Origin of the sequence: Stutzerimonas stutzeri RCH2 (assembly GCF_000327065.1) — a bacterium.
GTDB classification, from domain to species: Bacteria; Pseudomonadota; Gammaproteobacteria; order Pseudomonadales; family Pseudomonadaceae; genus Stutzerimonas; species Stutzerimonas stutzeri_AE.
In genome coordinates, this window is record NC_019936.1 from 4,020,957 (window position 1) to 4,044,235 (window position 23,279).

Genomic DNA, 23,279 nt, shown 5'->3' on the forward strand with positions numbered 1-23,279 from the left:
CTACGCGATACCAGCCTGCCGGATCATGCTCTGGGGGTAGCCGACGGCTACTCCCCACCCACCGCGAAGTTCGGCAGGCTGTTCACCGGCTGGGAGAAGTCGAACGGAATCGACTCGATGGCCAGGCCCACGTTGCGCTGTACCACGAAGTGCAGGTGCGGGCCGGTGCTGTTGCCGGTGTTGCCGGAACGCGCGATGCGGCTGCCGGTTTCGACCCGCTGGCCTTCGCGCACGGCCACCGAGCCTTTCATCAGGTGCAGATAGACGCCCATGGTGCCGTCGTCATGCAGGATGCGCACGAAGTTGCCGGCCGGGTTGTTGCCGCGCCCGCTCTGCTCGTTTTCGATCTTCACCACCATGCCGCCGCGCGCCGCGACGATGGGCGTGCCCTCGGGCATGGCGATATCCACCGCGTAACGGCCCTTTGGCGTGAAGTGACTGTACTGGCCGTTGGCACCCTGGGTCAGGCGAAACGGACCACCCTGCCAGGGCAGCGGGTATTTGTAGGGCTTGGGAATCAGCCGCGGATCGCCCAGCGCATGGCGCAGCTTGGGCGTGTACTTCAGCGGCCTGGAAGCATCGCGCGGTGCCAGGGTCGCCAGACGGATCTGGCTGCGCGGCGGCAATACCCAGCGGATCGGCTTGGCCGGCGCGCCAATGGCGTTCTCGACGTTTTCCAGTTTCAGCTCGATATCCACCGGCGCGAACAGGTCGTTGCGCACCAGCAGCGTCTCGCCCGCGTCATGCTTGCGGGTTTCCAGTTTCACCTGGGTGTCGAGCTTTTCCACCATGCGATCACGGAAGACGAACACCTGCGCGCCAGCCGCAGCCTGATCGCTGTAGGTCACGACGCCATTGGCGTCAGTGTATTTGTAGATGGTCAGGGCCAACGCCGGCGTGGCCAGCAGCGGCAGCCCGAGCAACAAGAGAATGCGCCCCAGCATAACGGCAGTTTCTAATGGTTATAGTGTTGGAGCGGGAAGACTAGCAGTGGCGAGCGGCCTGTGCGAGCCACCGACCGTCGGGGTGTGATGCTTGTCAGTTTGTAGAGACTGGCGGGTGCCGAACGGTCGCCCGCCGGATTGCTCAGGCACCCGGAACGAAGTGCCGCTGTGCCGTGCCGCGGGCGATCAGGCGCGACAGGTAATCCATCTTCTGCGGATCGCGATCGACGAAGCGGAACGACAGCTGCAGCCATTCGCTATCGGGCTTGGGTTCGAACGCCGCGACGGCGTGCAGATAGCCATTGAGACGGGCAACCTCGCCACCTTCGCCCTGTTCGAGGTCGAGCACGGCGCTTTCCAGTACCTGCGGCAACTGCTCGCCACGCTTGACCACCAGCAAAGCCTCCTTGAGGCTCAACGCCTTGATCACGCAGGCAACACTGCCGTTGGCCAGGCGCAGCTGGCCCTGCCCACGACCTGAAGCGGCGCCGGCCGGGGCGCTGGCAGGCGCTGCGCTGGGTTGGATCAGCGGAGAGGTCTTGGCTTCGGTCGCAGGCGCGGTAGGCGCCGCGGGGCGCACCACCTCAGCCTTGCCACCGGTCAGTGCGGCCAGCGAATCATTGGCCATGCCGGTCGCCATGCTTCTGATCGGCGCACTGGCTGCCAGCGCGTCCAGCTTGCCGGCACGACCGAGAGCCTTGCGCACCTTGCTGGTGAGCTGTTCATTGGAAAATGGCTTGCCGATGAAGTCCGATACGCCGGCCTGGATGGCCTGCACCACATTCTCCTTGTCGCCACGGCTGGTGACCATGATGAAAGGCGTGGTCTTCAGCGCATCCTGAGTGCGGCACCAGGTCAGCAGCTCCAGCCCCGACATCTCCGGCATTTCCCAATCACAGAGAATCAGATCGAAACGCTCGCGGCTGAGCATTTGTTGAGCCTTGCGCCCGTTGACCGCATCCTCGATGCGAATGCCCGGAAAGTGACTACGGAGCGCCTTCTTTACCAGATCCCGGATAAAGGGCGCGTCATCCACTACCAGTACACTGACCTTGCTCATCCTTAACTCCTGCTCGAATGGCGGCAAGCATAGCCGCAGGATCAGATCGACAAAAGCACGAGCGACCATCGTCAGCAAAGTTGTTGCGCCCGATCAACGCAGCGCACCGGCCATGGGCAGGACATGGCGCTGCCGTCGCGGCATACTTGCGGCTTTCGCCAGCTCCGCGAGGCCGCCCATGTTTCAGCAAAATCGGGTTCAGCACATTCTCGTCGCCCACGATCTCAGCTCGGACGCCGACCTCGCGCTGCAGCGTGCCGCCGGCCTGGCGCGCCAGATTGGTGCTCGCATCAGCCTGCTTTACGTGCTGGACGAGCGCGATACGGCGAGCGATGAGCAAACCGCGCGGGCGCTGCTGCAGCAACGCCTGCAGGATAACGGGCTGGAACAGCTCGAACCCTGGATTCGTCGCGGCCAGCCGGTGGAGGAAATACTCACGCAGGCCGAAGGTCTGGAGGCCGATCTGCTGGTGATGGGCCGCCACCACAAGGGCTCGAGCCAGGGATTCGCCGGCACCACGCTGGAGCGCATCATGCTTGAAAGCCTGGCGCCGTTGCTGCTGGTGATCTCCCCGGCGGACGCTCCGTATCAACGTGCCATGGCCGCGCTGGACTTCTCCCGTTGCGCCAGCCTGGCCATGCAATGCGCCTGGGAGCTGCTCGGCGATGGCGCCGAACTGCACGCGCTGCACGTCCATGAAATGGCCGAAGTGCATGGCCCCGATCCGGAAGGCCTGGCGCTGCAGCAGGAACTGTTCGATCAGCTGGTCGCGGATATCCAGCAGCAGTTGCCGGACAACGGGGCACTGCTGAGCTACAGCCTCTACCAGGGCGAACGCAGCAACTGCATGGAGGCCGCCTTGCGCGACCTGCAACCGCAACTGCTGGCACTGGGTAGTCACAGCCGCGGCGAGATGAGCAGCGCGCTGCTCGGCAGCCTGGCCCGGCAGTTTCTCGACAACCCGCCCTGTGATCTTCTGATCGCCCGCTAAGCCCCTCCCCTCAAGGCCTGCGCGCCTCGTCCCAGGAGCGCGTCAGACTTTACTGCGCGACCGCCAGGTTGCGCCCCGGCAAACCCCTGCTACGTTTAGAGCCAGAACAACAATAAGAAGAAGACGCCCATGTGCCTCGCTTCGACTCGTTTCTGGTTCAGCCTTTCAACGTCCACTCATCTGCCTTGCCGCGACCTGACGCGGGTGCCACGCACCACGCATCCGCCGCGGCACGGCGCAGTCCGCCATACCATCGCTGCCGCTATGCATTCGGCGCCTCTGGGTTCAGCGCAAACACCAACCTGCCCGGTTTTTCCCTAACCGCCCATACGGCTCGCCGCGCATGGCGCGCGTTCGTATGCCGAGCAAAACGTGAAGGAGACACGCATGAAGCTTTCAGCAATCGCAGCGGCAACTCTTACAGCAGCGGTGGCCCTACCCGCCTCGGCCGAGATTTCCGACGGCAAGGTGAAAATCGGCATCCTCAACGACCAGTCCGGCGTGTATGCCGACTTCGGTGGCAAATGGTCGTTCGAGGCGGCGAAGATGGCCGCCGAGGACTTTGGCGGCAAGGTGCTGGACGCGCCGATCGAGATCGTCACCGCTGACCATCAGAACAAGCCGGACATTGCCTCCAACATCTCGCGGCAGTGGTATGACCGCGAGCAGGTCGACTCGATCATGGAGCTGACCACTTCCTCGGTGGCGCTGGCGGTACAGGGCATTTCCAAGAGCAAGAAGAAGATCAATCTGGTAACCGGCGCCGCCACCACTGAACTGACCGGCAAGCAGTGCTCACCCTACGGCTTCCACTGGGCCTATGACACCCATGCGCTGGCAGTCGGCACCGGCGGTGCGCTGGTCTCCCAAGGTGGCGACAGCTGGTACTTCCTCACTGCCGACTACGCCTTCGGCTATTCCCTGGAAGAGCAGACCGGCAAGTTCGTCAAATCCAAGGGCGGCGAGATCAAGGGCGCAGTGCGTCATCCGCTGGCGAGTACCGATTACTCCTCGTTCCTCTTGCAGGCGCAGTCCTCCGGCGCCAAGGTGATCGGCCTGGCCAATGCCGGCCTGGATACCGCCAACAGCATCAAGCAGGCCGCCGAGTTCGGCATCGTCGCCGGCGGCCAGCGCCTCGCCGCGCTGCTCTTCACCCTCGCCGAAGTGCACGGCCTGGGCCTCGACGCCGCCCAGGGCCTGACCCTGACCGAGAGTTTCTACTGGGACCGCGACGACAAATCCCGTGAGTTCGGCGAGCGCTTCTTCAAACGCACCGGGCGTATGCCGAACATGGTCCATGCCGGCACCTACTCCGGCGTCATGCAGTACCTCAAGGCCATCGAGAAGGCCGGCACCGACGCCACCGAGCCGGTGGCCAAGGCGATGCACGAGATGCCGGTGGATGACGTCTTCGCACGCAACGCCAAGGTCGGTGCCAACGGCCGGCTGATCAGCGACGTCTACCTGATGGAGGTGAAGAAGCCCGAGGAAAGCAAACGCGCCTGGGACTACTACAAGGTGCTGGCCACCGTGCCGGGCGACGAAGCCTATATCAAGCCGGCCGACAGCGGCTGCGAGCTGGTTGGGCAATGAGCATGGCCGCCGTTCATCCCAACCCGACCGGCAACGCCGGGCGGGACGCAACCGTGATGCTCTCGGCGCGCGGTCTGCGCAAGGAGTTCGGCGGCTTCGTCGCGGTCAACAATGTCGATCTGGATGTGCGCCATGCCCAGGTGCATGCCCTGATCGGCCCCAACGGGGCGGGCAAGACCACGGTGTTCAACCTGCTGACCAAGTTCCTCCAACCCAGCGCCGGCAGCATCCGCCTGCTCGACCATGACATCACCCGCACCGACCCGGCCAAGGTGGCGCGCATGGGCCTGGTGCGCTCGTTCCAGATTTCCGCGGTGTTTCCGCACTTGACCGTACTGGATAACGTGCGCGTCGCCCTGCAGCGGCCGGGCGGGCTGGCCACGCAATTCTGGTTGCCGATGCGCTCGCTGAACCGCCTCAACGAGCGCGCCCTGCAGCTGATCGAGTCGGTCGGCCTGGCCGACAAGCGCCACGAACTGGCCGCCGATCTCTCCTACGGGCGCAAGCGCGTGCTGGAGATCGCCACCACCCTGGCGCTGGAGCCCAAGGTGCTGCTGCTCGACGAACCCATGGCCGGCATGGGCCACGAAGACGTGCACGTAGTGGCCGAGATCATCCGCGAGGTCGCCACCCAGCGCGCGGTACTGATGGTCGAGCACAATCTCAAGGTGGTCGCCGATCTTTGCCATCAGGTGACCGTGCTGCAGCGCGGCGAAATCCTGACCTCCGGCGATTACCGCACGGTCAGCCAGGATGAGCGAGTGCGCGTGGCCTACATGGGGACCGACGATGACTGAACCGCTGCTCAGCGTGCGCGACCTCAACGCCTGGTATGGCGAAAGCCATGCCCTGCACGGCATCGATCTGGACGTCCATGCGGGCGAGACGGTGACCCTGCTCGGGCGCAACGGGGTGGGCAAGACGACCGCGCTGCGCGCCATCGTCGGCATCATCCGCAAGCGCAGCGGCAGCATCCGCTTCGACGGCAAGGACATGCTGCGCGTGCCGCTGCACCGTACCGCCCGCCACGGCATCGGCTATGTGCCGGAGGAGCGCGGCATCTTCTCGACCCTTACCGTCGAGGAAAACCTCACCCTGCCGCCGGTGGTCGCCAAAGGCGGCATGACCCTGGCGGAGATCTATCAGCTGTTCCCCAATCTCGAGGAACGCCGCAAGAGCCCCGGCACCAAGCTTTCCGGCGGCGAACAGCAGATGCTCGCCATGGCGCGCATCCTGCGCACCGGCGCCAAGCTGCTGCTGCTCGACGAGCCCACCGAAGGCCTGGCACCGGTGATCATCCAGCGCATCGGCGAGGTGCTGCAGACGCTCAAGCAACGCGGCATGACCATCCTGCTGGTGGAGCAGAACTTCCGCTTCGCCAGCAAGGTGGCCGACCGCTTCTACGTGGTGGACCACGGCCAGGTCATCGACCACTTCGCCGTCGACGAACTGCCTGATCGCATGAGCATGCTCAACGAAGCCCTGGGGGTCTGATGACGACGATTTTCGATGTGCCGATCCAGGCGTTTCTCGGGCAATTGCTGATCGGCCTGATCAACGGCTCGTTCTACGCCATGCTCAGCCTGGGCCTGGCGATCATCTTCGGCATGCTGAAGATCATCAACTTCGCGCACGGCGCGCAGTACATGATCGGCGCCTTCGCCGGCTACCTGCTGCTGGCCACCCTGGGCATTGGCTACTGGCCGGCGCTGATCCTCGCGCCGATCATCGTCGGCCTGTGCAGCGCGGTGATCGAGCGCCTGGCGCTGTCGCGGCTGTACAACCTCGACCACCTCTACAGCCTGCTCTTCACGTTCGGCCTGGCGCTCGCCCTGGAAGGCGCGTTCCGCTACTTCTACGGCTCCTCCGGGCAGCCCTACGCGGTGCCCAAGGAGCTGGCCGGTGGCTACAACCTGGGTTTCATGTTTCTGCCCAAGTACCGCGCCTGGGTCGTGCTGGCCTCGCTGGTGATCTGCATCGCCAGCTGGTTGCTGATCGAGAAGACCAAGCTCGGCGCCTACCTGCGTGCCGCCACCGAGAACCCGACGCTGGTGCGCACCTTCGGCATCAACGTACCGCTGCTGCTGACCTTCACCTACGGCATGGGCGCGGCGCTGGCCGGGCTGGCCGGCATGCTTGCCGCGCCGATCTACCAGGTCAGCCCGCTGATGGGCTCGAACCTGATCATCGTGGTGTTCGCCGTGGTAGTGGTCGGCGGTATGGGCTCGATTCTCGGCGCCATCATTACCGGCTACATGCTCGGCATTCTCGAGGGCCTGACCAAGGTGTTCTATCCAGAGGCTTCCAACATCGTGATCTTCGTGATCATGGCGATCGTGCTGCTGGTGCGCCCCGCCGGCCTGATGGGGAGGGATGCCTGATGAACAGCCAGCTGAGCGTCACCCCTGCCACCAAACGGCCGCTGCTGCGCCTGGAAACCGTGCTGATCCTGATCGGCGTGATTGCCCTGGCCCTGGCGCCGTTCTACTTCTACCCGATCTTCCTGATGAAGGTGCTGTGCTTCGCGCTGTTCGCCTGCGCCTTCAACCTGCTGCTCGGCTATACCGGCATTCTCTCCTTCGGCCATGCGGCGTTCTTCGGCGGCGCCGCCTATTTCACCGCACATGCGGTGAAGGAATGGGGGCTGACGCCGGAGCTGGGCATTCTCGTCGGAGTTGCCGGCGCGGCATTTCTCGGGCTGATCATCGGCTTCCTGGCGATCCGCCGGCAGGGCATCTACTCGACGATGATCACCTTGGCGCTGTCGCAGATGTTCTTTTTCTTCTGCCTGCAGGCTTCATTCACCCACGGCGAAGACGGCATCCAGAACATCCCGCGCGGCCATCTGTTCGGCCTGATCGATCTCGAGGAACCGCTGTACATGTACTTCTTCGTACTGTCGGTGTTTCTCGCCGGCATGCTGCTGATCTGGCGGGTGATCCACTCGCCGTACGGCATGATCCTGCGCTCGATCCGCGAGAACGAGAACCGCGCCATCTCGTTGGGCTATTCGGTGTCGCGCTACAAGCTGGGCGCCTTCGTCATGTCCGCCGCGCTGGCGGGACTGGCCGGCGGGCTGAAGGCACTGGTGTTCCAGTTCGCCACGCTGACCGATGTCAGCTGGCAGATGTCCGGCGAGGTGGTGCTGATGACCCTGCTCGGCGGCATCGGCACGCTGGTCGGGCCGGTCTTCGGCGCCGCACTGGTGACCACGCTGGGCAACTACTTCGCCACCTCGGAGCTGCCGGTGACGCTGGTCACCGGGATCATCTTCATGGTCTGCGTGCTGGTGTTCCGCCGCGGGATGATCGGCGAGCTCTATGCCTCCCGGCTGGGCAAGAAGCTGGAACGCCGCGCCGACGACTGAGGCCGCCAGGCGCAGCCCCGAACAGGCTCAGCCGTTCGCTTCGAGCAGCTCGTGCAGCTCGACGAACTGCTGGCTCAGCTTGTGCCGCGGGTCCAGATAGACCAGCGGCATACAGGCCTGATGCGATTCGCGCATCTTCACCGAACTCATCAGGTTGACCGGCAGTACCGGCAGCCCTTCGCTCAGCAGTTCATCGATCATCTGCTGCGGCAGCGCAGCCCGCGGCTGAAACTGGTTGACCACGATGCCCTCCACTTCGAGTGCCTCATTGTGGTCGTCCTTCATGTCTTCGATTTCGTCCAGCAGGCTGTACAGCGCCTGACGGGAAAAGCTGTCGCAGTCGAAGGGGATCAGGCAGCGGTCGGCAGCGATCAGCGCGGAAACGGTATAGAAGTTCAGCGCCGGCGGAGTGTCGAGGTAGATGCGGTCATAGTCTTCAGCAAGGCCGTCGAGCAGTTTGCGCAGCTTGTTGATCTTGTGCTTTGCCTCCAGCTTGGGCTGCAGGTCGGCCAGTTCGGCCGTGGCGCTGATCAGGTGCAGGTTGTCGAAGGCCGTCTCGAGGATCGGCGGGCGCGCCTTCTTGCCAGCCGTACCCCCAGCGAGGATCTGCTTGAAGAAGTCAGCGATACCGGTGGGAATGTCATCGCCGGTCAACCCGGTCAGGTAATGCGTGGAGTTGGCCTGGGCGTCCAGATCCACCAGCAGTGTGCGGTAACCCTGCGATGCGCTGACCGCCGCCAGGTTGCAGGCGATGCTGGACTTGCCGACACCGCCCTTCTGATTGAACACGACCCTGCGCATGACTCGATCCTCGATAACCCTGAGCGGTCGAGTCTATACGGCAAATGTGACGCTCAGGTTATCCGCGACGGCGAACCCGACCAAAGTCAGACCGCGACGGGCGCCTTGATATGCGGGTGCGCTTCGTAACCGACCAGTTCGAAGTCTTCGAAGCGGAAGGCGAACAGGTCCTTCACCTGCGGATTGAGCTGCATGGTCGGCAGCGGCAGTGGCTCGCGGGTCAGCTGCAGGTCGGCCTGTTCCAGGTGATTGGCGTACAGATGGCAGTCGCCGCCACTCCAGATGAACTCGCCCGGTTGCAAGTCGCAGACCTGCGCCACCATCAGCGTCAGCAGCGCGTAGCTGGCGATGTTGAATGGCACCCCGAGGAAGATATCCGCCGAGCGCTGGTACAGCTGGCAGCTGAGCTTGCCGTCGGCGACGTAGAACTGGAACAGCGCGTGGCACGGCGGCAGCGCCATCTGCTCGACCAGCGCCGGGTTCCAGGCCGAGACGATCAGCCGGCGCGAATCCGGATTCTTCTTGATCATCGCCAGCAGGTTCGAAATCTGGTCGATGGATTCACCATTCGGCGCCGGCCAGGAACGCCACTGATAGCCGTAGACCGGGCCCAGCTCGCCGTTCTCGTCGGCCCACTCGTCCCAGATGCGCACACCGTTTTCCTTCAGGTACTTGATATTGGTGTCGCCCTGAAGGAACCACAGCAGCTCGTGAATGATGGATTTGAGGTGGCACTTCTTGGTGGTGACCAGCGGAAAGCCTTCGGCCAGATCGAAACGCATCTGATGGCCGAACACGCTGTAGGTGCCGGTGCCAGTGCGGTCCGTCTTGAAGGTGCCGTGTTCGCGCACGTGGCGCATCAGGTCGAGATACTGTTTCATCGATTGACTCGAAGCAGGCGCCGAAGCGCGGTGAAAAGGCTGCGCGAATAGTAAAAGCCCGGGGCCCGCTTGTCGCCTTCGCGGCGACAGGCAGACCTTCGGATCAGGCCGGAGCCCGACCAGCGTCGCGTCGGTAACCCCACGCGATCATCCCGGCACCGAGCAGCACCATCGGCACGCAGAGTACCTGGCCCATGGTCAGCCAGCCGAAGGCGAGATAGCCCAGCTGGGCATCCGGCACACGGACGAACTCGACGATGAAGCGGAAGATGCCGTAGCACACCGCGAACAGCCCGGACACCGCCATGGTCGGCCGTGGCTTGCGCGAATAGAGCCAGAGGATGACGAACAGCGCGACACCTTCCAGGGCGAACTGATAGAGCTGCGACGGGTGCCGCGCCAGCTGCTGCGGATCGGTCGGAAAAACCATCGCCCAGGGCACATCGGTGGCCTTGCCCCACAGTTCGGCATTGATGAAATTGCCGATACGGCCGGCGCCCAGGCCGATCGGCACGAACGGCGCGATGAAGTCCATCAGCTCGAAGAAGCTCTTGCCGTTGCGCCGGGCGAAGATCCAGCTGCACAGCAGCACGCCGATCAAGCCGCCATGGAACGACATGCCGCCCTTCCACACCTGCAGGATCAGGCTCGGCTGATTGAGGTAGGCGGCCAGATCATAGAACAGCACATAGCCCAGACGGCCGCCGACGATCACGCCCATGGCTACCCAGAACACCAGGTCGGAGAGTTTGTCCTTCGGCCATTCCGGTGCGAAACGCTGCACCCGCAGCGAGGCCAGCCACCAGGCGCCGCCGATGCCGATCAGGTACATCAGGCCGTACCAGTGAATCTGCAAGGGGCCGATGGCGATGGCCACCGGATCGATCTGCGGATAGGGCAGCATCCGTTACTCCTCAAACCAGAAAATTGATGCCGACGCTCAGCAGCAGCAGAGCGAACAGCCGTTTCAAAACCTTTGCCGACAACCGATGCGCCAGCTTCGCACCCAGTCTGGCGAAAAACATGCTGGTTGCCGCGATGCCGAGCATCGCCGGCAGATAGACGAAGCCCAGGCTCCAGTCCGGCAGCTGCGTCTCGTGCCAGCCGACCACCATGAAACTCAACGCCCCGGCGATGGCGATCGGCAAGCCGCACGCCGCGGAAGTCGCCACCGCCTGCTGCATCGGCACGCTGCGCCAGGTCAGATACGGCACCGACAACGAGCCGCCGCCGATGCCGAAAATCGCCGAAGCCCAGCCGATCACTACGCCGACCAGCGACAGTTCCGGCCGCCCGGGTGCTCGACCAGTGGCCTTGGGTCGCAAGTCGAAACCCATCTGTACCGCCATCGCCAGGGCGAACACACCGATGATCTTCTGCAGCATCGGCCCCTGGATCGCCGCCGCGGTCAGGCTGCCAAGAGCGGCGCCGACGAGGATGCCGAAGGTCATCCACAGCACCGTCGGCCAACGCACCGCACCCTTGCGATGGTGCGTGAGAATTGAATTGATCGAGGTGAAGACGATGGTGGCCAGCGACGTCCCGACGGCGAGGTGAGTGAGGATATCCGCGGAAAACCCCTGAGCGCTGAAACTGAACACCAGCACCGGCACGATGATCAGTCCGCCGCCCACGCCGAACAGGCCGGCCAGCACGCCTGCGAAGCCACCCAGCAGCAGATACAGCAGAAACTCCATGTGCCCCGTCCTGGCGAAATAAAGCGGCATGTTAGCGGAAAACCCGCGCCGCACGCTCGCCCGCACGCGAGCGCGCGCAGACGCACGCCCAGCCGGAGAGTGGCTCCCGGGTGCGCTGCGCCTGTACTCTTGGGGTCCGGCCGGAGAGTAGGATTGCCCATGTGCCTGATCGTCTTTGCCTGGCGCCCGGACCACAACCAGCCATTGGTGGTGGCCGCCAACCGCGACGAATTTTACGCCCGCCCCAGCCTGCCGCTGGGCCACTGGGAGGACGCCCCCCGGGATCATCGCCGGGCGCGACCTGCAGGCCGGCGGCACCTGGATGGGCATCACCGCCCATGGGCGCTTCGCCGCCGTGACCAACATCCGCGCACCTGGCCAGCCTGTCGGCCTGCGTTCACGTGGTGAACTGCCGGCACAGTACCTGCGCGCAGAGCTGTCACCCGCCGATTACCTGACTGAACTGACCGCGCGCCGCCATGACTATGCCGGCTTCAATTTGCTGGTCGGCGATCATCAGAGCCTGTGGCATCTGAACTCCCGTAGCGGCGAAGCAACGCGGCTCGGAGCGGGCGTCTACGGCCTGTCCAACGCGGGTCTGGATACGCCCTGGCCGAAGCTGCAGAAAGCTCGCGCGGCGCTGGCGGCAGGACTCGACCGGGCCGACACCGAGCGTCTGCTGGCCCTGCTCGCCGATCCGCAACAAGCCGCCGAACATGAGCTGCCGCAGACAGGCGTTCCGCTGGAGTGGGAGCGGCGACTGTCGAGCATCTTCATTAGCAGCCCAGACTACGGCACGCGCGCCAGCACAGCGCTGATCCGCCATGCGGACGGCGCCCTGGATATCCTGGAGCGGAGTTTCGGCCCGGACGGGCCGTTGAGCGAAGTGCGCTACCGCCATCCGCCGCGCGACTGAGCGGGCTCAGACGGCGGCGGACGGGTTGATCAGCTTGTCCAGCCCCAGATTGCGCAAGGTCAGCTGGACCGTACTCTGGATGACCTGCGGGCTATCGAGAAGCATGACCCGCGCCAGCAGCTGCTGGGCGGTATCCATGCTGATCTGGCGCAGCAGCCATTTCACCTTGGGCAGGTTGGTGGCGTTCATCGACAGGCTGTCGAAGCCCATCGCCAGCAGCAGCACGGCCGCAGCCGGGTCGCCCGCCATCTCGCCGCAGATGCTCACCGGTTTGCCTTCGCTGTGCGCTTCCTTGACCACCCGCTGCAGCGCTTCAAGCACGGCGGGGTGCAGATAATCGTAGAGATCGGCCACACGCGGATTGTTGCGATCGACCGCCAGCAGATACTGGGTCAGGTCGTTGGAGCCAACCGAGATGAAGTCGACCTGGCGTGCCAGCTCGCGGGTGAGATAAACCGCCGCTGGCACTTCGATCATCACGCCCACCGGCGGCATGTGCACATCAAGCCCCTCGTCGCGCACTTCGCACCAGGCGCGATGGATCAGGTGCAGTGCCTCTTCCAGTTCGCCGATGCCGGAAATCATCGGCAGCAGGATGCGCAGGTTGTTCAGCCCGGCGCTGGCCTTGAGCATGGCGCGGGTCTGCAGCAGGAAGATTTCGGGATGGTCGAGCGTGACGCGGATACCGCGCCAACCGAGGAACGGGTTCTCTTCCTTGATCGGGAAGTACGGCAGGCACTTGTCGCCACCGATATCGAGACTGCGCATGGTCACCGGCAGCGGATGGAAAGCCTCCAGCTGCTCACGGTAGATCGCCATCTGCTCCTTCTCGCTGGGGAAGCGCTCCTTGATCATGAACGGCACTTCGGTGCGATACAGCCCTACGCCTTCGGCGCCACGCTCCTGCGCACGCACCACATCGGCGAGCAGCCCGGTATTCACCCACAGCGGGATGCGATGGCCGTCGATGGTCTCGCACGGCAGTTCACGCAATACATCGAGACCTTCGGAGAGCTGGCGCTCCTGCTCGGCCAGCACTTCGTACTGCTCACGCAGCACCTTGCCCGGATTGGTGATGATCTCGCCGCGGTAACCGTCGACGATCAGTTCGATGCCGTCGACCTTCGAGTACGGCAGGTCGACCGCGCCCATCACGGTGGGAATACCCATGGCACGGGCGAGAATGGCGACGTGCGAGTTGCTCGAACCAAGCACGGAAACCATGCCCACCAGCTTGCCTTCGGGTACTTCGCCGAGCATCGCCGGCGACAGCTCCTCACTGACCAGGATCGTCTTGTCAGGATAGGTCAGGGTCTGCTGCCGGGCTTCCTGCAGGTAGGAGAGCAGGCGCCGGCCGATATCCTTGACGTCCGAGGCGCGCTCACGCAGATAGGCGTCGTCCATCATCTCGAAGCGCCGCACGTGCTCCCTGACCACCTGACGCAACGCGCCTTGCGCCCATTGTCCGGTGCGGATCACCTTGGTCACCTCACCACCGAGGGCCGAATCGTCGAGCATCATCAGGTACACATCGAACAGTGCGCGCTCTTCCTTGCGCATCTGCGTAGCGAGCTTTTCCGACAGGTTGCGCATGTCCGCGCGTACGGCTTCCAGTGCGGCTTCGAACAACGTCAGCTCGGCATCGATGTTATCGATGTGCTTGTCCGGCACCACATCCAGATCGGCCGGCGGCAGCACCACCAGGGCGGTGCCCACACCGGCGCCCGGCGCACCCGGGATGCCGATGAAGCGGGTTTCCTGGATGCCCTTGCCCTGCCGGCCAAGACCACGGATCGAGCCGGTCGCCTCGGCATGAGCAATAACACCGGCGAGCTGGGCGCTCATGGTCACCAGGAAGGCTTCTTCACCTTCATCGAACTGACGGCGTTCCTTCTGTTGGATGACCAGTACGCCCATCACCCGACGGTGGTGGATGATCGGCGCACCGAGAAAGGAGGCGTAGCGCTCCTCGCCGGTCTCGGCGAAATAGCGATAGCGCGGGTGTTCGGAGGCGTGTTCGAGGTTGAGCGGTTCTTCGCGGGTGCCCACCAGGCCGACCAGGCCTTCGTTGGGCGCCATGCTGACCTTGCCGATGGCGCGCTTGTTGAGACCTTCGGTGGCCATCAGGACGAAGCGTTCGGTTTCCGGATCGAGCAGATAGACCGAGCAGACCTGGCTACCCATGGCCTCCCTGACTCTCAGCACGATGATGCCCAACGCCGCCTTGAGGTCCTTGGCGGCATTCACTTCCTGGACAATCTTGCGCAGCGTGCCGAGCATGCTCAGAGGCTTTCTCCCCGAATCTCAGTCCCGCACCGGTAGACGCGGTGCAAGTTCTTTAAGTGCGCGACGATAGACCTCGCGCTTGAAGGTGACCACCTGCCCCAGCGGATACCAGTAGCTGACCCAGCGCCAGCCGTCGAACTCCGGCTTGCCGGTCAGGTCCATGCGCACACGCTCTTCGGCGCTGGTCAGGCGCAGCAGGAACCACTTCTGTTTCTGCCCGATGCACAGCGGCTGGCTGTGGGTACGCACCAATCGCTGCGGCAGACGATAGCGCAACCAGCCGCGGGTGCAGGCGAGGATTTTCACATCCTGCTCTTCCAGGCCAACTTCTTCGTTGAGTTCGCGAAACAGCGCTTCTTCCGGCGTTTCACGAGCATTGATCCCGCCTTGCGGGAACTGCCAGGCGTCCTGATTGATCCGCCTGGCCCACAGCACCTGACCGACATCGTTAGTCAGGATGATGCCGACATTCGGGCGAAAACCATCGGAATCGATCACGGCATACAACCTCGCAGACGCATGTCGCGGCATTGTTCCACAAAACGGCAATAAGCCGAAAGCGCGGCAAGCCGCCATTCGGCTCGTGCCTGCCGCGCGGATAAAGGCTGGTGAAGGCTGCGCCGGGAACGCTCTAGCCGTTATGCTTGGCGCTGCCCTGTCCATCCCGAGGAAAACAACCGTGCGCCTGGCTCTATTCGATCTCGACAACACCCTGCTGGCCGGTGACAGCGACCACGCCTGGGGCGAATACCTCTGCCAGCGCGGCATCGTCGATGCAAGCCAGTACAAGGCACGCAACGATGCCTTCTATCAGGACTACCTGGCCGGCAACCTCGACGTGCACGCCTACCAGAACTTCTGCCAGGAACTGCTTGGGCGCAGCGAAATGCCGCAGCTGCAGCAGTGGCATGACGAATTCATGCGCGACTTCATCGAACCCATCGTGCTGAGCAAGGGCGAGGCGTTGCTGCGCCAACATCTGGAGGCCGGCGACAAGGTGGTGATCATCACCGCCACCAACCGTTTCATCACCGGCCCGATCGCCGCACGCCTGGGCGTCGATACTCTGCTGGCGACCGAATGCGAGATGCGCGACGGCCGCTACACCGGCCGTCTGACCGACATTCCCTGCTTCCAGGAAGGCAAGGTCCAGCGGATCGAGCGCTGGCTCGCCGAAACCGAGCAGAGCCTGGAAGACAGCTACTTCTATAGCGATTCGCGTAATGACCTGCCGCTGCTGCAGCGCGTGACCCATCCGGTGGCAGTGGACCCCGATCCGCTACTGCGCCAGATCGCCACCGAGCGCGGCTGGCAGATCATCTCGCTGCGCTGAGCCCGCGCAGCAGCCATGCCCGAGCCGGTCGGATCAGACCGGCTTGGCGCCCATCAGGGCGGTGATCGCGATCAGCACGACCAGCACCAGCACCGCATAGATACCGGCGTTACGTGCCGCGGTGGGGCTGCCCGGCGCCTGCCAGACGCTGAGACGGCCAGCCAGCAGCAACACCAGGGGAATCAGCACGAGGAACAGCACGGAACTGGCCAGCAGCCAGAACTGGCCCAGCGGCCAGCCGGCCAGATGCGTCAGCCACCAGCCTGTCACCGGCAGCGACAGGCCGATTACCGCGAGCAGCGGCAGCGACAACCGCCGGGTGCGCTGCAGTTTGCGTTGCAGCACGGCCTCGTCGCCGCCGCGGCCGGCTTTCCACAGCATGATCAGGTGCACGATCACACCCAGCAGCAACAGCACCGCGGTGGCGCCATGCACGATTCGTAGGGTCAGATAGTGTTCCATTCGCGATCCTTTAAGTCAGTTCAGCCGAGAAACAGCTTGTAAGCCGGATTCTCGCTTTCGTCCCAGTAGCGGTAGCCGATCTTGTCCAGCGCGGCCGGTACCAGATGGCGCTCGTCGGCCGGCACCTGCAGCCCCGCAACTACCCGGCCGTCGGCGGCACCATGGTTGCGGTAATGGAACATCGAGATGTTCCAGCGCCCGCCGAGCTTGTTGAGAAAGTTGAACAATGCACCGGGCCGCTCGGGAAACTCGAAGCGCAGCACCATCTCGTTGCTGACCCCGACCGCATGGCCGCCGACCATGTGCCGCGTGTGCAGCTTGGCCAGTTCGTTATCGGTCAGATCGAGCACCGGGAAGCCCTTGTCGCGCAGCCCCTGCACCAGCGCGGCGCGCGGGTCGTTTTCCGGATGCGTTTGCACACCGACGAAGATGTGCGCCTCGCGGTCGGTGTGGTAGCGATAGTTGAACTCGGTGATCTGGCGCTTGCCGATCGCCTCGCAGAAAGCCTTGAAGCTGCCCGGCTGCTCGGGAATGGTGACGGCGATGATCGCCTCGCGCTTCTCGCCCAGCTCGGCGCGCTCGGCGACGTGGCGCAGACGGTCGAAATTGACGTTGGCGCCGGAATCGATGCCGACCAGCACCTGGCCACTGACACCCTCGCGCTCGACGTACTTCTTGATGCCCGCGACGGACAACGCACCGGCCGGTTCGGTGATCGAGCGGGTGTCGTCGTAGATATCCTTGATCGCCGCGCAGATCTCGTCGGTGCTGACGGTGATGACCTCATCGACATAGTGCCGGCAGATCTCGAAGGTGTGCTGACCGATCTGCGCTACCGCCACGCCGTCGGCGAACAGCCCGACCTGCTCCAGCACCACCCGCTCACCCGCCGCCATCGCCGCCTGCAGGCAGTTGGAGTCGTCCGGCTCGACGCCGATCACCTTGGTCTGCGGATAGAGGTATTTCACGTAGGCGGCGATACCGGCCACCAGACCACCACCGCCGACCGGGACAAAGATCGCGTCGATCGGCCCCTGGTGCTGACGAAGGATTTCCATTGCCACGGTGCCCTGTCCGGCGATCACATCGGGATCATCGTAAGGGTGGATATAAACGTAGCCCTTCTCTTCCACCAGCTTCAGCGAATAGGCCAGCGCCTCGGGGAAGGCATCACCGTGCAGCACCACCTTGCCGCCGCGGGCGCGTACGCCCTGCACCTTCAGCTCCGGCGTGGTGCGTGGCATGACGATGGTGGCCTTGATGCCCAACTGCTTGGCCGCCAGCGCAACGCCCTGGGCGTGATTGCCCGCCGATGCCGTGACCACGCCACGCGCCAGTTCCTCGGCCGACAGCTGCGCCAGCTTGTTGTAGGCGCCGCGAACCTTGAAGGAGAACACCGGCTGCAGATCCTCGCGCTTGAGCAGAATCTGGTTGCCGATTCGCTCGGAGAGCTGGCGGGCGGGCTGCAGCGGGGTTTCGATGGCAACGTCGTAGACGCGGGAGGTGAGGATCTTCTTGACGTAATGTTCGAGCATTCTGGCTGTCTTGGCGGGCAGTGCGGGAGAACGACGAGTCTACCCCCGCACCGCCCCTGGCGACCACCGGCAATCCGCGACGCCCTCCGCAGCGGCGGCGCACAAGACCCGCCGCCGGCAGAGGGCTATAATCCGCGCCTCGTCTCTCCCGCCCGGATTTCCTCATGACCCAGGATCAGCTCAAGCAGGCCGTCGCCCAGGCCGCCGTCGACCATATCGTCCCGCACCTCAGCGATCGCAGCATCGTCGGCGTGGGCACCGGCTCCACTGCCAACTTCTTCATCGACCTGCTGGCCAAGCACAAGGGCTTTTTCGATGGCGCCGTGGCCAGTTCCGAAGCCACCGCCGAGCGCCTGAAGCAGCATGGCATTCCGGTCTACGACCTCAACTCGGTGAGCGAACTGGAGTTCTATGTCGACGGCGCCGACGAAGCCAACAAGCACCTCGAGCTGATCAAGGGCGGTGGCGCTGCGTTGACCCGCGAGAAAATCGTCGCCGCGGTGGCCAAGACCTTCATCTGCATCGCCGACGGCAGCAAGCTGGTCGAACAGCTGGGCGCCTTCCCGCTGCCGGTGGAAGTCATCCCGATGGCACGCAGTCACGTGGCGCGCGAACTGGTCAAGCTGGGCGGCGACCCGGTCTACCGCGACGGCGTGGTGACCGACAACGGCAACGTCATCCTCGATGTGCACAACCTGATGATCGGCTTCGCCCCAGAACTGGAAGGCAAGATCAACGATATCGTCGGCGTGGTCTGCAACGGCCTGTTCGCCATGCGCCCGGCCGACCTGTTGCTGCTCGGCACCAAGGACGGCGTGCAGACCCTCAAGCGCTGACCTGCCCGAGCGAAGCGCACCAGCGCCGCATCAGGTTGGCGGCTACGCTTTGAAGTGCTGCGTCGTGTCCGACGCAGCTCATCACAGGAGGTGTCGCCATGTCCGGCAAGTTCCACTTGAAGCGAGCCAGCAACGGCCAGTTCCATTTCAACCTGCTGGCCGGTAACGGCCAGGTTGTGCTGTCCAGCGAGCAGTACAAAGCCCACGCTTCGGCGCTGAACGGCATCGATTCGGTACGCAAGAACGCAGTGCGCGAGGATGCCTTCGAGGTCAAGGAGTCCAGCAACGACAAGTTCTATTTCGTGCTCAAGGCAAGCAATGGCCAGGTCATTGGCCAGAGCCAGATGTACGCCAGCCTGCATAGCGCCGAACAGGGCTGCGATTCGGTTCGCCGTCACGCCCCGGATGCCGCCCTGCAGGACGAAAGTGCCGCGCCGGTCGCCTGATCGCTGGTGCCAGGTGACCGGCTGGTAGTCCGATCACCTGGCCGGTTTGCGAAACACGTAGAACAGATTCGGTTCGCTGACCACATACAAGGTGCCGTCCGGCCCCATCGCGATGCCCTCCGCCTGCGGCACATTTCTTTGCAGCCCATGCTTGCCCGCACTCAGCGACAGACTGCTCAGTGGCTGACCCTTGCTATCCAGTTCCACCACCAGCCGCGACTCGTCGGATAGCGCCAGCAGATGCCCGGTCTGTTCGTCGAACTGCAGGCTGGACAGGTCGCGCACGAACAGCCGGGCGTCGTGTTCGTTGATATGCACCGATGGCGTCGGTTCGGCAAAGGGAAAGCCGGAAATTTCATAGATGCGCACCGGGTCGCGCTCCTTGGCGACGAACAGGCGTTTGCCGGCCGTATCGTAGGCCAGCCCCTCGAAGCCCTTGTTGCCGTTGAGATCAATGCCCAGCGAAAGCTGCTGGGCCTGCGCCGCATCGATTAGCGTGGTCTGCTCGTTGACCTCGATACGCAGCAGGCGCTGCAGGCGCTCGTCACTGATCACGTAGACGCCCTCGGAAATGTATTCGATGGCCTCCGGATCACCGAACCCCACCAGCGGGATCGCGCGCAGCAGATCACCCTCCAGGCTGATTTCCAGCCAGTGCGGCTTGCCGTTGGTAACGGCGATCAGGCTGTTACGGTCGGGGTCGAAGGTCAGTGCCGAGAGATCGTCATCGATGCCACTGACCACTTTGCGCTGAATGGTCGCCTGGTAATCGGGCAGCCACAGCGAAGCTTCCTGAGCCTGCTCGCCCTGATGCCACTGATTGAGATGGAACCAGCCCCGCTCGAACAGGCGGTAATGAACGCCAGCGGCAACCGCCAGCAGCAACGCCACGCCCAGCAGCGCAGCCAGGAGAATTTTCAACGCACGCATAACGCCCACTTTCTTCTGATTAGAGACCGCGATTGTGCTCGGCACGGCTTACACCAAGCTTAACGGCGGCCCATGTCTCCGCGCTTGCGGCTGAAGACGTAGAAGCGGTTGGGCTCGCCGACCACATAGATGTTGCCTTCGCCATCCATCGCCACGCCCTCGGCCTGCTCGACGCCTTGCACCAGGCCGTGCAGACCGCCAAACAGCGCGATGAAGCTGCGCGGCTGACCCTGCCGATCGAGCTCAACCAGCAAGCGCGACTCGTCGGAGAGCAGCAGCGTATGACCACTGCGTGGATCGATCGTCACCGAGGACAGATCGCGAACTAGCAGCGGCTGGCTGGGCAGCGCCTCGAGCGCGCCGACTGCGCCGTCCTCACCCGGAAACGGCAGCTCGAAAAGGCCCTGCGGATCGCGCTCCTTGGCCAGCAACAGGCGTTGCGTATGCGGATTCCAGGCCAGGCCCTCGAAGCCCTTGTTGCCGGCATCGGCGAAGCCCAGCGCATAACTAGCCAGGGCGTCCAGATCGAGGCTCTCGACATCCGGTTCGAGGAAGAACACCGCCACCAGCCGGCGACGCTCATCGACGATGGCCAGACGGCCGTCACCCAGCGCTTCCACCGCTTCCGGATCGGAAAAGCCGGTCAGTGCGATACGCCGCAATACGACGCCGGCGGGGGTGAACTCGACCAGCTGCGGATGCTTGCCGGTGACGGTGAACAGCGTGCCGGTCAGCGGGTTCCAGGTCAGGCCGGAGGTCTCGTCATTCTCGAGGCCGGCCAGCGTGGTTTCCAGCGCCAGTTCGTAATCCGGCAACCAGATGCCGGCGGCGCGCTGCTCTGCAGTGACCGAGCGCTCGCCCCAGTACAGCCGCAGCTGATCGTCCCAGTGCAACAGGCGACCGGTGACGAGCAGCGCGACGAACAACAGCAACAGAGCGGCGGCGACGATCAAGCGCCAACGGGAATAACGGACGGGCATGAAGAGAGCGTTCCAGCGGGAAGGTGCCGGATTACATCACGAGAGAGGATTGCAAAAAAAGCGGCAAACGCGGCGGGTGTGTCCCGCCGCGCGGGGGTCAGAGCACGCGGCTATCGAAGCGCGACAGGCCGACCAGTTCCAGCACTAGCTGATCGCCCTGCTTGAGCGGGCCGACGCCGGCCGGCGTGCCGGTCAGCACCACGTCACCCGGCTGCAGGCTGAAATGTCCGGCGATGTGCTGCAGCAGCGGCAGGATGGCATTGAGCATCTGGCTGCTGTTGCCGTCCTGGCGGACTTCGCCGTTGATGGTCAGGCGGATGCCGATGTCGCCCAGATCCTCGACCGCGTCGCCCGGCACGAACGGCGCCAGCACGCAGGCGCCATCGAAGCTCTTGGCGATTTCCCACGGGTGGCCCTTTTCCTTCAGCTTCGCCTGCACGTCGCGCAGGGTGAGGTCGAGCGCCGGGGCGAAACCGGAGATGGCATCGCGCACCTCTTCCTCGTTCGGCTTGCGCGACAGCGGCTTGCCGATCAGCACGGCGATTTCCGCTTCGTAATGCACGGCGCCGCGGTCGCTCGGAATGCTGAAGCCGTCGTCCAGCGGTACGCTGCAGCTGCCGGCCTTGATGAACAGCAGCGGCTCGGTCGGCACCGGGTTGTTCAGTTCCTTGGCGTGCTCGGCATAGTTGCGGCCGATGCAGACCACCTTACCCAGCGGATAGTGGATCGGCGTGCCATCGGTGTAGTGGTGCTGGTAGCTCATCGAAGACTCCTGATAATCCGTGGGCCGTTCAGGCCGCGAAAATCTTGCCCGGGTTCATGATCCCGTTGGGGTCGAACACCGCCTTGACTGCCTTCATGTACTCGATTTCTGCCGGCGAGCGGCTGTACTCGAGGTAGTCACGCTTGGTCATGCCGACGCCGTGCTCGGCGGAGATCGAGCCGTTGTACTTTTGCACGGTTTCGAATACCCACTTGTTCACCGTGGCGCACTTGCCGAAGAACTCGTCCTTGTCCATCGCATCCGGTTTGAGGATGTTCAGGTGCAGGTTGCCGTCGCCGATATGGCCGAACCAGACGATCTCGAAGTCCGGGTAGTGCTCACCGACGATGGTGTCGATTTCCTTGAGGAAGGCCGGCACCTTGGCGACGGTGACGGAGATGTCGTTCTTGTACGGCGTCCAGTGACTGATGGTTTCGGAGATATACTCGCGCAGCTTCCACAGGTTCTGCAGCTGCTGCTCGCTCTGGCTCATCACGCCATCGAGCACCCAGCCCTGCTCGACGCAATGCTCGAAGGTCGCCAGCGCCTGGTCGGCACGCTCCTCGGTGGTGGCCTCGAATTCCAGCAGCGCGTAGAACGGACAGTCGGTTTCGAACGGCGCCGGCACGTCGCCGCGACCGAGCACCTTGGCCAGCGCCTTGTCGGAGAAGAACTCGAAGGCGGTCAGGTCCAGCTTGTCCTGGAAGGCGTGCAGCACCGGCATGATCGAATCGAAATCGGGGGTGCCCAGCACCAGCGCAGTGAGGTTGGTCGGCTGGCGCTCCAGGCGCATGGTCGCCTCGACGACGAAGCCCAGCGTGCCCTCGGCGCCGATGAACAGCTGGCGCAGATCGTAGCCGGTGGCGTTCTTGATCAGGTCCTTGTTCAGCTCGAGCACGTCGCCCTTGCCGGTCACCACCTTCATGCCGGCAACCCAGTTGCGGGTCATGCCGTAGCGAATCACCTTGATGCCACCGGCGTTGGTGCCGATGTTGCCGCCGATCTGGCTGGAGCCGGCGGAGGCGAAGTCCACCGGGTAGTACAGGCCCTTGTCCTCGGCGAACTGCTGCAGCTGCGCGGTGACCACGCCGGGCTGGCAGACGGCGGTGCGATCCATCTCGTTGAACTCGAGAATCTGGTTCATGTAGTCGAACGACACCACCACCTCGCCATTGGCGGCGACAGCGGCAGCGGACAGCCCGGTGCGACCGCCCGAGGGCACCAGCGCGACCTTGCGCTCGTTGGCCCAACGCACGATGGCCTGGACCTGCTCGATGCTCTTGGGGAAGACGATGGCCGAGGGCGCCGGAGCGAAATGCTTGGTCCAGTCCTTGCCGTAGGCATTCAGCGAATCGGCGTCGGTCAGCACTTTGCCGGGCTCGACCAGGGTTTTCAGCTCATCGATCAGGGCGGGGTCGGTCATCACGGGAACTCTCATACGATTCATGGTCACCCTGA

23 protein-coding genes and 1 pseudogene are annotated in these 23,279 nt (G+C 64.0%); 10 read left to right on the top strand and 14 right to left on the bottom strand.

The annotated features are described in order from the left end of the window. Positions 1–47: 47 nt before the first annotated feature. Together PSEST_RS18725 and PSEST_RS18730 are read right to left on the bottom strand one after the other, a co-directional pair. Positions 48–944 (bottom strand): peptidoglycan DD-metalloendopeptidase family protein, encoded by an 897-nt coding sequence (locus PSEST_RS18725; protein WP_015278504.1) that lies wholly within the window; start codon positions 942–944, stop codon positions 48–50. A 142-nt stretch (positions 945–1,086) separates the two neighbouring features. Next, positions 1,087–2,004, bottom strand: a complete 918-nt coding sequence (locus PSEST_RS18730) for a response regulator (RefSeq protein WP_015278505.1) — start codon at positions 2,002–2,004, stop codon at positions 1,087–1,089. Positions 2,005–2,182: 178 nt separating this feature from the next. Between PSEST_RS18730 and PSEST_RS18735 the strand changes: the two genes are divergently transcribed. The 6 genes from PSEST_RS18735 to PSEST_RS18760 all read left to right on the top strand — a co-directional run bounded on the left by PSEST_RS18735 (position 2,183) and on the right by PSEST_RS18760 (position 7,955). After that, a complete protein-coding gene (locus tag PSEST_RS18735) occupies positions 2,183–2,995 on the top strand; it encodes a universal stress protein (RefSeq protein ID WP_015278506.1) in 813 nt (270 codons plus the stop codon). A gap of 387 nt (positions 2,996–3,382) precedes the next feature. Beyond that, positions 3,383–4,588, top strand: a complete 1,206-nt coding sequence (locus tag PSEST_RS18740; RefSeq protein WP_015278507.1) for an ABC transporter substrate-binding protein — start codon at positions 3,383–3,385, stop codon at positions 4,586–4,588. Then, positions 4,585–5,385: an ABC transporter ATP-binding protein gene (locus PSEST_RS18745; protein ID WP_015278508.1), complete on the top strand. Its 801-nt coding sequence runs from the start codon at positions 4,585–4,587 to the stop codon at positions 5,383–5,385. The genes PSEST_RS18740 and PSEST_RS18745 overlap by 4 nt, the downstream gene beginning before the upstream one ends. Then, the gene (locus PSEST_RS18750; protein ID WP_015278509.1) at positions 5,378–6,082 is read left to right on the top strand and encodes an ABC transporter ATP-binding protein; all 705 of its coding nucleotides are present in this window, start codon (positions 5,378–5,380) and stop codon (positions 6,080–6,082) included. Before PSEST_RS18745 ends, PSEST_RS18750 begins: the two co-directional genes overlap by 8 nt. Next, positions 6,082–6,969, top strand: coding sequence for a branched-chain amino acid ABC transporter permease (locus tag PSEST_RS18755; RefSeq protein WP_013981555.1), 888 nt, complete (start codon positions 6,082–6,084; stop codon positions 6,967–6,969). The genes PSEST_RS18750 and PSEST_RS18755 overlap by 1 nt, the downstream gene beginning before the upstream one ends. Continuing rightward, positions 6,969–7,955: a branched-chain amino acid ABC transporter permease gene (locus PSEST_RS18760; RefSeq protein ID WP_015278510.1), complete on the top strand. Its 987-nt coding sequence runs from the start codon at positions 6,969–6,971 to the stop codon at positions 7,953–7,955. The genes PSEST_RS18755 and PSEST_RS18760 overlap by 1 nt, the downstream gene beginning before the upstream one ends. A 27-nt stretch (positions 7,956–7,982) precedes the next feature. On the opposite strand, the gene PSEST_RS18765 is transcribed toward PSEST_RS18760, so the two are convergent. The 4 genes from PSEST_RS18765 to PSEST_RS18780 form a co-directional block, all read right to left on the bottom strand. After that, complete coding sequence (locus PSEST_RS18765; RefSeq protein WP_015278511.1) at positions 7,983–8,756, bottom strand: ParA family protein; 774 nt, start codon at positions 8,754–8,756, stop codon at positions 7,983–7,985. 86 nt (positions 8,757–8,842) lie between these two features. Then, positions 8,843–9,637 carry a thymidylate synthase gene (locus tag PSEST_RS18770; protein ID WP_015278512.1) on the bottom strand — a complete coding sequence of 265 codons (795 nt, stop codon included), beginning with the start codon at positions 9,635–9,637 and terminating at the stop codon, positions 8,843–8,845. A gap of 103 nt (positions 9,638–9,740) precedes the next feature. After that, on the bottom strand, positions 9,741–10,541 hold the full coding sequence (lgt, locus tag PSEST_RS18775; RefSeq protein ID WP_015278513.1) for a prolipoprotein diacylglyceryl transferase: 801 nt from the start codon (positions 10,539–10,541) through the stop codon (positions 9,741–9,743). A 10-nt stretch (positions 10,542–10,551) separates the two neighbouring features. Continuing rightward, a complete protein-coding gene (locus tag PSEST_RS18780; protein ID WP_015278514.1) occupies positions 10,552–11,334 on the bottom strand; it encodes a sulfite exporter TauE/SafE family protein in 783 nt (260 codons plus the stop codon). 159 nt (positions 11,335–11,493) lie between these two features. On the opposite strand from PSEST_RS18780, the pseudogene PSEST_RS18785 reads away from it, so the two are divergent. After that, positions 11,494–12,250: pseudogene (locus tag PSEST_RS18785) on the top strand (NRDE family protein). A 6-nt stretch (positions 12,251–12,256) separates the two neighbouring features. Here PSEST_RS18785 and ptsP read toward each other — a convergent pair. Further along, positions 12,257–14,530, bottom strand: a complete 2,274-nt coding sequence (gene ptsP, locus PSEST_RS18790) for a phosphoenolpyruvate--protein phosphotransferase (protein WP_015278516.1) — start codon at positions 14,528–14,530, stop codon at positions 12,257–12,259. 24 nt (positions 14,531–14,554) lie between these two features. Next, entirely contained in the window at positions 14,555–15,034 is a 480-nt protein-coding gene (locus tag PSEST_RS18795; RefSeq protein ID WP_015278517.1) for an RNA pyrophosphohydrolase, read from the bottom strand. Positions 15,035–15,215: 181 nt separating this feature from the next. Between PSEST_RS18795 and PSEST_RS18800 the strand changes: the two genes are divergently transcribed. Continuing rightward, complete coding sequence (locus tag PSEST_RS18800) at positions 15,216–15,869, top strand: HAD family hydrolase (RefSeq protein ID WP_015278518.1); 654 nt, start codon at positions 15,216–15,218, stop codon at positions 15,867–15,869. A gap of 33 nt (positions 15,870–15,902) precedes the next feature. On the opposite strand, the gene PSEST_RS18805 is transcribed toward PSEST_RS18800, so the two are convergent. Together PSEST_RS18805 and ilvA are read right to left on the bottom strand one after the other, a co-directional pair. Continuing rightward, positions 15,903–16,331: a DUF2269 family protein gene (locus tag PSEST_RS18805; RefSeq protein WP_015278519.1), complete on the bottom strand. Its 429-nt coding sequence runs from the start codon at positions 16,329–16,331 to the stop codon at positions 15,903–15,905. A gap of 20 nt (positions 16,332–16,351) precedes the next feature. Continuing rightward, positions 16,352–17,866, bottom strand: a complete 1,515-nt coding sequence (ilvA, locus tag PSEST_RS18810) for a threonine ammonia-lyase, biosynthetic (protein ID WP_015278520.1) — start codon at positions 17,864–17,866, stop codon at positions 16,352–16,354. A 164-nt stretch (positions 17,867–18,030) separates the two neighbouring features. Between ilvA and rpiA the strand changes: the two genes are divergently transcribed. Together rpiA and PSEST_RS18820 are read left to right on the top strand one after the other, a co-directional pair. Beyond that, positions 18,031–18,702, top strand: coding sequence for a ribose-5-phosphate isomerase RpiA (gene rpiA, locus PSEST_RS18815; RefSeq protein WP_015278521.1), 672 nt, complete (start codon positions 18,031–18,033; stop codon positions 18,700–18,702). 98 nt (positions 18,703–18,800) lie between these two features. Then, the gene (locus PSEST_RS18820; RefSeq protein WP_015278522.1) at positions 18,801–19,148 is read left to right on the top strand and encodes a YegP family protein; all 348 of its coding nucleotides are present in this window, start codon (positions 18,801–18,803) and stop codon (positions 19,146–19,148) included. Positions 19,149–19,181: 33 nt separating this feature from the next. Here PSEST_RS18820 and PSEST_RS18825 read toward each other — a convergent pair whose 3' ends face one another. The 4 genes from PSEST_RS18825 to PSEST_RS18840 all read right to left on the bottom strand — a co-directional run bounded on the left by PSEST_RS18825 (position 19,182) and on the right by PSEST_RS18840 (position 23,244). After that, the gene (locus PSEST_RS18825) at positions 19,182–20,078 is read right to left on the bottom strand and encodes an SdiA-regulated domain-containing protein (protein WP_015278523.1); all 897 of its coding nucleotides are present in this window, start codon (positions 20,076–20,078) and stop codon (positions 19,182–19,184) included. Between the two features lie 59 nt (positions 20,079–20,137). Beyond that, complete coding sequence (locus PSEST_RS18830) at positions 20,138–21,058, bottom strand: SdiA-regulated domain-containing protein (RefSeq protein WP_015278524.1); 921 nt, start codon at positions 21,056–21,058, stop codon at positions 20,138–20,140. 97 nt (positions 21,059–21,155) lie between these two features. Further along, a complete protein-coding gene (locus PSEST_RS18835) occupies positions 21,156–21,821 on the bottom strand; it encodes a fumarylacetoacetate hydrolase family protein (protein ID WP_015278525.1) in 666 nt (221 codons plus the stop codon). 28 nt (positions 21,822–21,849) lie between these two features. Further along, positions 21,850–23,244: an FAD-binding oxidoreductase gene (locus tag PSEST_RS18840; RefSeq protein WP_041756794.1), complete on the bottom strand. Its 1,395-nt coding sequence runs from the start codon at positions 23,242–23,244 to the stop codon at positions 21,850–21,852. Between the last annotated feature and the right edge of the window lie 35 nt (positions 23,245–23,279).